Genomic DNA, 9,297 nt, shown 5'->3' on the forward strand with positions numbered 1-9,297 from the left:
TCCTTACTCTTCTTTCAAATTCTCCAAGGCGTGGCGTGCCGCGTTCTGCTCGGCGTGCTTCTTGGAATGGCCGTGGCCCTCACCAAGGAGCTTGTCGTCGACGTACACGGCAACTTTAAAGGCGCGGTCATTGTCCGGCCCTTTTTCGTCCAGCAAACGGTAGTCAATGGTGACCGACCCGTTCTTCTGAACCAATTCTTGAAGTTCGGTCTTGTGATCGAAGAATTCGTCGAACCGGCCCTCGTCGAGCTTGGGAAAGACCACCGTGGTCACAAAGGGCACAACGGCGTCGAGTCCCTGATCCATGTAGAGTGCCCCAATGAAGGACTCAAAGATGTCACACAGCAGTGAATCTCGGTGCCGGGCCTGTGCCTTCTCTTCACCCCGTCCCAAACGAATATATTGGTCGAAGTGGCATTCACGAGCAAAGCTAGCAAAGCTCTGCTCGTTAACCATGGCGGCCCGCAGTCGGGTCAACCGACCTTGAGGCATCTTGGGGTAACGCCGGAAGATGTAGTTGGAAACCACCAGCTGCATCACGGCATCCCCTAAGAATTCAATTCGTTCGTAGAACTTTAACCCTTGATTAGGGTGTTCATTGACGTATGACGCCTGTGTGAAGGCCTCATCCAATAAGGATTGGTCCTTGAAATGAATCCCAAAATTATCCTGTAACTCTTGATTTAATCCCGCAATCACGTGTGACCCCTCATTTCTTTGTTACTAGATCCGCTCATGCCTTTTTAGTGGCATGAGATTGAAAAAGCCCGGGACGAAAAGTTGCGGCCCGGACTCGCTCAATCATTATTTTTGTTCTGCTTGATGGGCAACGATGTAATCCACCACTTCACCGATCGTATTTAATTTCTCGGCGTCCTCATCGGAAATTTCAGACCCAAAGGTGTCTTCCAATTCCAGGACAAATTCCACAAAATCAATGGAATCTGCGTCTAAGTCTTGCTTGAAGTTTAGCTGTTCGTTAATCTGATCGCGTTCGACCTCAAAATGGTCGGCAATGATATCTGCAACCTGATCAAAAATTTCTGTTCTTGTCATAGTTTACTCCCTCGCTCACAGTATTCAATAAGTAGTCTAACCGTTTTAACGGGCCTTGTCTAGCAAATTAATGACAGGCTACTTAAGCGATTCCTTTAAGGCCGCCATTTCATCGGTATGCTGGTCGAAATAGGTGACCAACTGTTCCGCACTATGAGTTTGGATCAACTCGTGAATCTGGCCGATTGTGTTCTTAATGGTTGGCGCCTTGCTGGATCCATGGGTCTTGACCACAGGGGCCTTTAAACCCAGCAATACAGCTCCTCCATACTGGGAGTAATCCATGGCACTTTGAACATTTTTGAAGACGGGTTTCAACATGCTGGCCCCGATCTTGCCACCAAGACCACCACTCATGATTTCACCCTTGATCAGCTTGAGCATCGACAGCGCCGTGCCTTCAATGGCCTTAAGGGTGGCATTCCCGGTAAACCCATCGGTCACGACCACATCGGCCGCCCCATTCAGAAGTTCCCGTGATTCCACGTTACCAATAAAGTTCAGGCCGTCAATTCCACTCAGTGCTTGGTAGATCGCCTGATGCGCCTTATCACCCTTATCGGCTTCGGTTCCGTTGTTCAGGAGACCGACCCGCGGCTGATCGACGTGCATCACGGACTGGGCGTAGTACTGCCCCATGACCGCATACTGCACGACGTTAAATGGCTTGGTGTCAGCGTTGGCCCCGACATCTAACATCACAAAGCTCGACTGATCGGGCTTGCGTAAGACAGGTAAGGTCGTCGTCAAACCCGGACGGTCAATCCCCTTGATCCGGCCAACAATCAGCAGGCCGGCAGCCAAAACGGCACCGGAATTTCCGGCGGAGAAGAAGGCGTCTGCTTGACCCTCCTTGACCGCCGTCGCAGCGAGCACGATGCTCGACTGTTTCTTACGACGAATGGCACGAACAGGTTCGTCCTCCATCGTAATGACTTCGCTGGCAGGAACCAGGGTAATCCGCGTGTCATTTTGGATCAATGGCTTAACCTTGTCCTCCTGACCAAACACTAAAAATTCAATGTCTGGATAGGCATCACGTGCCTGTTCAATCCCCTTAATAATCTCGGCGGGAGCGTAGTCGCCTCCCATTGTGTCAACGGCAATTTTCATGATTCGTCTCCTTATCTAATCCATGGTGGTGTTCTGATGAGCCGTGGTACTGAGAAAGGCCGCTAAAGCCAGATTAGCATCCTTGTCGGCCCAGTTGGGCGAGGCCACTGTTTCCTTAGCCGCCTGCTGAGCCACGCTCAAGATGTTCAGATCCGCCACCGGGTCGCCAACCTTGAAGTCGGGAACCCCGGACTGCTTTTTACCCAGAATATCACCTGGGCCTCGTAATTCCAAATCCTTTTGCGATAAAACGAAGCCATCATTAGTACTGGTCATCGTGGTCATTCGCTCCACGGCGAGTTCGTTCTTCGGATCGGCGATGAGGATGCAGGCTGAGGCCTTCTTACCTCGACCAACCCGGCCCCGTAATTGATGCAACTGGGCCAGGCCAAAATGATCGGCATCGTAAATCATCATCACCGTGGCGTTGGGCACATCCACTCCAACTTCAATCACAGTCGTCGCCACCAACACTTGGAATTCATTATTTTTAAACGCGTCCATGACGGCGTTCTTTTCATCATTCTTCATGCGGCCATGAAGCAATCCCACCCGATACGTGGGCTCAAACTGTTCCTTGAACCGCTCATAAATAGCCTCGGCGTTCTTCATGTCGACCGCCTCGGATTCTTCAATCAAGGGGGTCACCACGTAAGCCTGAGAGCCACTGCTCAACTCGGCCTTGACCTCACGTAACGTGGAATCAACCTGATTGCTACGAATCCAACTGGTCTTGATCGGTTGTCGACCGGCTGGGAGTTCGTTAATCACGGAGACATCCATTTCACCGTAGGCGGTAATCGCCAGGGTCCGGGGGATGGGTGTAGCCGTCATCGCCAGCACATCGGGTTGTTGGCCCTTCTCGCGCAACGCTTGTCGTTGATTAACCCCGAAACGATGTTGCTCATCAATGACCGCTAAACCAAGATCAGCATAGTCGACCTCGGGTTGGATCAGCGCGTGGGTCCCGACAATCAAGTTCACGGTACCCTTGGCAATCTGTGGCAATAGCGTCTTGCGGGCCGCCGGCTTAGTGGCCCCCGTTAGGAGCGCCACGTTGACCGGAAAATCAGCAAAAAGTTTGGCCAAATTGTTGGCATGTTGCTCCGCTAAAATTTCGGTTGGGGCCATCAGCGCTGCCTGCGCCCCAGCGGTAATTGCGGCGTACATGGCGATTGCCGCCACCACCGTTTTCCCACTCCCAACATCCCCTTGAAGCAACCGATTCATGTGAATTGGCCGTTTCAAGTCGTAACAGATCTCATTGACCACTCGTTTCTGTGCAGCCGTCAACTCATACGGTAAGGCCGCAATAAAGTCTTTGAGCCGCGGCAAATCATACGTCAAGGCCTGCCCATGTAAGGTATGATCCTGTTGCTTGACCACCTGCAGGCGGACCTCAAACAGATAAAACTCCTCGAATTTCGCCGTACGTCGGGCCGCCTGCGCCGCCCGATCACTTGCTGGAAAGTGCATGTCGTGAATCATCTCGCGCCGATGGAGCAAGCGATACTCGTCACGCAAGGGTTCCGGAATCAAATCCACGATCACCGGTGCGTACGTCTCAAAGGCACTCTCCACGAGTTTTTGAATGGTGCCTTGGCGAACTTCCTTGTTGGCCGGATAAATCGATCCCATCCCGCCACCATCGGCACCGGCAATAATCTTCATGCCAGAAAGACTCTGGCGTTTGGCATCGAACCGACCGTAAACAGCGAGTTCTTTGCCAACTTCCAGTTTATCCTTAAGCCACGGTTGGTTGAAGAAGGTGACTGGAATTATCGTGTGTTCGTCCAATAACAGACGAAAAGTCAGTCGTGTCTTTCGCCGGCCAAAACGTGAGATCACTGGGGCCGCCGCAACCGTGCCCTTTAACGTCACCTTAGCTTGGTCCGTCAACTCCGTGGGATCTTTGGCTTGTAAGTCCTCGTAACGAAACGGAAAATACGTCAACAAGTCATTGACATTTTCAATCGCCAGCGACCGCAACGCTTGTGCCCGCTTGGGACCAACCCCGGCCAGTTCACTGACCGGATCACTTAAACTCGTCACACCCAGCACCTCCTCTCTCTTAAAATTGAAAAAAGATTGGACCAACTAGCCCAATCTTCCTGCCGTCAATCGGCTATTCAACGGAAATTAAGAACGGATAGACCGGTTGGCCCCCCGCGTGAATTTCTGTCTCTAATTCGTCATCCATGCCTTCAATGGCCGTCTGTAGCTCTTGCGCTACAGCTTCGGTCGTATCGGCACCGTAAATAATCGTCACAATTTCGCTATCATCATCAAGCATGGCTTGAACCGTTTCTTCGGCGGTCTTCAGGAGATCGGCATCGGTCACCTTAATGGTTCCGTCAACGATTCCCATGAAGTTGCCTTCCTTGATATCAAAGCCATCGAGCTCGGTATCACGAATGGCGTGCGTCACTTGGCCACTCTTGACCGCTGCCAAGTTCTCTTCCATCGCTGCTTGGTTATCTTCGAGGTCAGCATCTGGATTGTATCCCAGCATGGCCGTCATCCCTTGAGAAACCGTCGTTGAATGCACGATAACCGTTGGGACATCCGTGACCTTAGCGGCCTGTTCGGCGGCCAAGAAGATGTTCTTGTTATTTGGTAAGACGATCGCCCGCTTGGCCTTGCATTGGTTTACGGCGTCCACGATGTCCTGCGTACTTGGGTTCATCGTTTGGCCCCCGTTAACCACGTAGGTCACACCCAGACTCTTAAAGAGCTTGGCGAGACCGTCACCAGCGGCGATAGCGATGATGGCCGTATCGGTCTCTTCGTTTTCGGCTGGCATGGCTGCGGCTGCGGCAGGTTGGTCGTCATGTTCCATGATGGTTTCTTGTTGCATCCGCATGTTGTCAACCTTGACCTTAGCCAGGTCACCGAACTCTTGACCCCAGGCAATGACCTTGCCAGGGTGTTCGGTATGCACGTGGACCTTCACAATCTCCTCATCATTAACGACTAACAGGGAGTCACCTAAACCGGCGAGGTACTTGTAGAAGGTATCGTAATCAAAGTCGTGTTGGATTTGCTTCCCACGACCGATTCGTACCATGATTTCAGTACAGTAACCATACTTGATACTGTTAGGATCGAGCTTGCCTTGCACACTCTGGTGGTGCGCAGCGTCAATCATTTCATCCATTTCAGCATCGTCTGGCTTGTAGTCGCCTTCTTCGGCAACTCGGCCATTCAGTGAGTCGTTAAAGGCTTCGAGCACAAAGGTCAACCCTTGGCCACCGGAGTCCACAACACCGACTTGCTTTAAGACAGGCAACAGGTCTGGCGTCGTTGCCAAGGCCGCCTTGGCAGCCTCGTAAATGGCACCCATCACAACCAAGACATCATCACTGTCTTTAGCGGCGTTTAAACCGGCCTGTGCGCCCTCACGAACCACCGTCAGGATTGTTCCTTCAGTTGGCTTCATAACGGCCTTATACGCCGTTTCTGCCCCCGCAGCAAAGCCATCAGCTAAGTCTTGGGCCGTCAACGTCTGGTTGTCGGCTAATTTCCGAGAAAAGCCGCGGAAGATTTGTGACAGGATAACCCCAGAGTTTCCCCGGGCCCCCATCAAAAGTCCCTTAGCCAAGGCCACGGCTAAGACACCCACAGCGGTACTGTCGGCGTCACGTTCATACTTAGCCCCACTTTGCAGTGACAGGCTCATGTTGGTCCCGGTGTCCCCATCAGGAACGGGGAAAACATTCAATGAGTTAATAAAATCAGCGTTTTGGTTTAGCTTTTGCGAGGCGGCTTGGACCATCTTACCAAACTCAAGATTAGTAATTTCTGTTACTTTCAACTAAGTATCCTCCTTGATTTCAGTACGTCTGGCTAGTCAGCCAACACCCGCACCCCTTGTACAATCACGTTAACTGAGTTTGCGGAAACCCCCAGCATCGTTTCTAGGTTATATTTTACTTTAGATTGAACGTTCCGTGAGACTTCGGAAATCTTGGTTCCGTAGCTCACAATCACGTAAACATCGATTGCCACGCCATTTTCTTCCTGACGAACAACGACGCCGCGGGCATAATTCTCCCGCCGTAAGATATCATTCACGTTATCACGAATCTGATTCTTACTTGCCATACCCACGACACCATAGTTATCAGTCGCGGCACCCCCAACAACGGTCGCAATCACTTCATTGGTAATATCAATTGTTCCGTACTGAGTCTTAATCTTTACGGCCATGGAAATAGCCTCCTTATTCTAGATAGTCAATCTTAACAGAGATTAATCTTACCACAACCGCGCCAAAAATAGAAATAGGAACTCCCAAAACCTCATGACGGCGGCAAATAAGTGTCAAGTAGATTTGCTTGAAAGAAACCATTGCGTTCTAGAAAAGATTATGGTAAATTAGTCAGGTGAGCAAAATGCACTGCTTTTTAAAAAAAGTAATGAATGAATCCACAAAGGAGGGTTTTACGCCATGGCAAAGGATTTTCTTAACGGCAAGCGGACACGTTTTGGTAACAAGCGTTCCCACGCCTTGAACTCAAGTCGTCGCGCTTGGAAGCCGAACTTACAAAAGGTTCGCATCTTAGTGGACGGTAAGCCAAAACGAGTTTGGGTTTCCGCTCGGACTTTAAAATCAGGTAAAGTAACCCGCGTCTAGTGATAGAGACGGTTAAACAAAAGAATGAGGAGTTCCGGTTTGCCGGGTCTCCTCATTTTTTTGTGAGCAAAGAAAGGCGTCTGACCCCTACGACTCATGTCGTGGCAGTCAGACGCCTTTCTTCGTACAGTCTCTACTCGTGGCGAGCTTCAAAGGTATCGCAGCTTTGAATCACACAGAGCAGACCCGTATCGAACTGAAATTCCCCGGTCTCACCAACAAATTCATTGCTGGCAAAGGAGATCGGATAAGGAATGGGTTCGTTGTGGAGCTGATATTTTTCATTCGTTAAACTCAGATGATCGATTGGCGTCAAAGGAATGAACGCCAGATAGTTCTTATCGGGTTCCTTGGTCACCGTGTAGTGACCCGGCAAATAGAAAGTAATCGTATTCTGCCGGTCAATCAATCGAATCCGTTGGGCGTAGGCCTTGTATTCCGGTTGAAGCACCAGAAATAAGTTAGCCAAGAAATGGTCGAGACGACCACCCGTTGCCCCGTAAATGTCAATTCTTTCTGCACCATAATCATTGAGGGCCACGGTCACCGCAAGCTGGGTGTCCGTGTAATCCTTCTCCGGTTGTGACTGCCGAATGTCCTTGACGTTACGCCGGACTCGTTGCAGTTCGGGTGCTTGTAGGGAATCGAAATCCCCCACTGCCGCCACGGGCTGAATGTTCAGATCAATTAAGCGTAAGGTCCCTCGATCAACGCCAATCCAGGGGCCCGCAATGTTCCGCGTGCTGAGGTCTTCGGGCCAGTTGGCCTTGGGACCGCCCACGAGGAGATTGAAAGTTCCCCCACGTGGCATTATTTAGTGGCGTCCTTTAAAGCTTGAACACGGGATGCAGGGTCTTCGGCGTTGAAGACGTATGAACCTGCAACAGCAACCGTGGCACCAGCCTTGGCACAGTCAACAACCGTTTCGTTGTTAACCCCACCGTCAACTTCGATATCAAAGGTGTAGCCCTTTTCCTTCTTGATAGCTTCCAATTGCGCAATCTTTTCAACGGTGCTGTGCAAGAACTTCTGACCACCGAAACCAGGGTTAACGGTCATGACCAACACTTGGCCAACCATATCTAAGACGGGTTCGATAGCGGCCACTGGGGTCCCAGGGTTGATGACAACTTCTGGGGTCACACCGGCGTTTTGAATCATTTGTAAGGCCCGGTGAATGTGTGGCGTTGCTTCAACGTGAACCCCGATAATGTCGGCACCGGCCTTGGCGAAGTCGTCAACGTAACGTTCTGGGTTTTGAACCATCATGTGAACGTCTAAGACCATCTTGGTAATTGGGCGAATCGCCTTAACCCAACCTGGACCATATGACAGGGCCGGGACAAAGTCACCGTCCATAATGTCGATATGTAAAACTTCGGCACCGGCTTGGTCGACCTTTTCGATGTCCTTTTGTAAGTTGACGTAATCCGCACTCAGGATTGATGGCGCTACTTTAATCATAAATTATCTTCCTCATTTCTTTTTATTATAAATTGGTTTTTGATTCTTTAACAACGTGAGTAACTGAAGGTAGTTGTCGTAACGGCTCTGCATCAAGTCGCCACGTTCAACTCCCTCCTTGACGGCACACCCTGGTTCGTTCAGGTGCACACAGCCCCGGAAACGACACTGATTGGCCACCGCCAAGAATTCTGGGAAGTAGTGTCCCAGGTCCCGGTAGTCGATGGTCAGCGTGTCATATGACGAAAATCCTGGGGTATCGGCCACCAGACCACCAGCGATTGGCATCAAGCTAACTTTACGCGTCGTATGCTTCCCACGGTTTAACGCCGTCGAAATCTCTCCCGTTGCCAATTTCAGATCAGGTGCGATGTGGTTCAGCAACGTGGACTTACCGGCCCCCGTTTGCCCCATGATCACCGTTTCCTGGTCGGCTAAGGTCGCCTTGACTTGGTCCAACCCGTCTGCTGAAAATGGTTCCCGCGTCAGCACGACCGGATAACCGATCTGGCGGTAGCCGGCTGCCAACGTTTCAAACGTCTGGTAGCGGTCGTCGTCAATCAGGTCGGTCTTCGTGAAGACGATGACCGGTTTGATGCCGCTAATCTCTAACGCAATCAGTTGCCGGTCCAGTAGGTTCGTCGAAAACTCCGGCGCCGCCACTGCCGTCACCACGATTCCTTGATCAATATTGGCCACGGGTGGCCGCGTCAGGGCGTTGGTTCTTGGGAGAATCTCGAGAATGTAGCCTTCCTTTGGTGTCGAGCTCTCAAACTGCACACGATCTCCCACGAGTGGCGTGATGCGCCGCTTGCGAAAGTTACCCCGTGCCCGGGTTCGATACATCTTCCCGTCACTAAAGACGTCGTAAAAGCCGCTCAATGACTGGCGAATCTGTCCCTCTGACATGCAGCACCTCCTTTGTTTCTGTTGATCTAAAAAGCTCAGTTCTCTTTTATTATAAAAGAACTGAGGTTCTCTGTCAACTGTTGTTGGTAAAATTCGTATGAAGGTAGCTTGATCACGGT

General features: G+C 51.0%; 10 protein-coding genes. 1 reads left to right on the top strand and 9 read right to left on the bottom strand.

The window, feature by feature from the left end:
- Positions 1-3 precede the first annotated feature (3 nt).
- The 6 genes from rnc to IV54_RS10055 form a co-directional block, all read right to left on the bottom strand.
- On the bottom strand, positions 4-699 hold the full coding sequence (gene rnc, locus IV54_RS10030) for a ribonuclease III (protein WP_057879195.1): 696 nt from the start codon (positions 697-699) through the stop codon (positions 4-6).
- Positions 700-804: 105 nt separating this feature from the next.
- The gene (gene acpP / locus IV54_RS10035; protein ID WP_057879196.1) at positions 805-1,056 is read right to left on the bottom strand and encodes an acyl carrier protein; all 252 of its coding nucleotides are present in this window, start codon (positions 1,054-1,056) and stop codon (positions 805-807) included.
- A 78-nt stretch (positions 1,057-1,134) separates the two neighbouring features.
- A complete protein-coding gene (plsX, locus tag IV54_RS10040) occupies positions 1,135-2,169 on the bottom strand; it encodes a phosphate acyltransferase PlsX (protein WP_057879197.1) in 1,035 nt (344 codons plus the stop codon).
- Positions 2,170-2,184: 15 nt separating this feature from the next.
- Positions 2,185-4,221, bottom strand: a complete 2,037-nt coding sequence (gene recG, locus IV54_RS10045) for an ATP-dependent DNA helicase RecG (RefSeq protein ID WP_057879198.1) — start codon at positions 4,219-4,221, stop codon at positions 2,185-2,187.
- Positions 4,222-4,294: 73 nt separating this feature from the next.
- Positions 4,295-5,983 (bottom strand): DAK2 domain-containing protein, encoded by a 1,689-nt coding sequence (locus tag IV54_RS10050; RefSeq protein ID WP_057879199.1) that lies wholly within the window; start codon positions 5,981-5,983, stop codon positions 4,295-4,297.
- Between the two features lie 32 nt (positions 5,984-6,015).
- Positions 6,016-6,378: an Asp23/Gls24 family envelope stress response protein gene (locus IV54_RS10055; protein WP_057879200.1), complete on the bottom strand. Its 363-nt coding sequence runs from the start codon at positions 6,376-6,378 to the stop codon at positions 6,016-6,018.
- A gap of 241 nt (positions 6,379-6,619) precedes the next feature.
- Between IV54_RS10055 and rpmB the strand changes: the two genes are divergently transcribed.
- Positions 6,620-6,805, top strand: coding sequence for a 50S ribosomal protein L28 (gene rpmB, locus IV54_RS10060; RefSeq protein WP_057879201.1), 186 nt, complete (start codon positions 6,620-6,622; stop codon positions 6,803-6,805).
- Between the two features lie 133 nt (positions 6,806-6,938).
- Here the strand turns inward: rpmB and IV54_RS10065 are convergent, their stop codons facing one another.
- The 3 genes from IV54_RS10065 to rsgA are packed head-to-tail and all read right to left on the bottom strand — an operon-like array spanning position 6,939 to position 9,178.
- Positions 6,939-7,616, bottom strand: a complete 678-nt coding sequence (locus IV54_RS10065) for a thiamine diphosphokinase (RefSeq protein ID WP_057879202.1) — start codon at positions 7,614-7,616, stop codon at positions 6,939-6,941.
- Entirely contained in the window at positions 7,616-8,269 is a 654-nt protein-coding gene (gene rpe / locus IV54_RS10070; protein ID WP_057879203.1) for a ribulose-phosphate 3-epimerase, read from the bottom strand. Before rpe ends, IV54_RS10065 begins: the two co-directional genes overlap by 1 nt.
- Positions 8,270-8,281: 12 nt before the next feature.
- Complete coding sequence (rsgA, locus tag IV54_RS10075; protein ID WP_057879204.1) at positions 8,282-9,178, bottom strand: ribosome small subunit-dependent GTPase A; 897 nt, start codon at positions 9,176-9,178, stop codon at positions 8,282-8,284.
- Positions 9,179-9,297 lie beyond the last annotated feature (119 nt).

Origin of the sequence: Levilactobacillus paucivorans (assembly GCF_001437125.1) — a bacterium.
GTDB lineage: Bacteria > Bacillota > Bacilli > Lactobacillales > Lactobacillaceae > Levilactobacillus > Levilactobacillus paucivorans.

Coding starts and splice junctions, on each gene's coding strand:
- acpP (WP_057879196.1), bottom strand. CDS start 1,056: ATGACAAGAACAGAAATTTTTGATCAGGTTGCAGATATCATTGCCGAC.
- plsX (WP_057879197.1), bottom strand. CDS start 2,169: ATGAAAATTGCCGTTGACACAATGGGAGGCGACTACGCTCCCGCCGAG.
- IV54_RS10055 (WP_057879200.1), bottom strand. CDS start 6,378: ATGGCCGTAAAGATTAAGACTCAGTACGGAACAATTGATATTACCAAT.
- rpmB (WP_057879201.1), top strand. CDS start 6,620: ATGGCAAAGGATTTTCTTAACGGCAAGCGGACACGTTTTGGTAACAAG.
- IV54_RS10065 (WP_057879202.1), bottom strand. CDS start 7,616: ATGCCACGTGGGGGAACTTTCAATCTCCTCGTGGGCGGTCCCAAGGCC.
- rpe (WP_057879203.1), bottom strand. CDS start 8,269: ATGATTAAAGTAGCGCCATCAATCCTGAGTGCGGATTACGTCAACTTA.
- rsgA (WP_057879204.1), bottom strand. CDS start 9,178: ATGTCAGAGGGACAGATTCGCCAGTCATTGAGCGGCTTTTACGACGTC.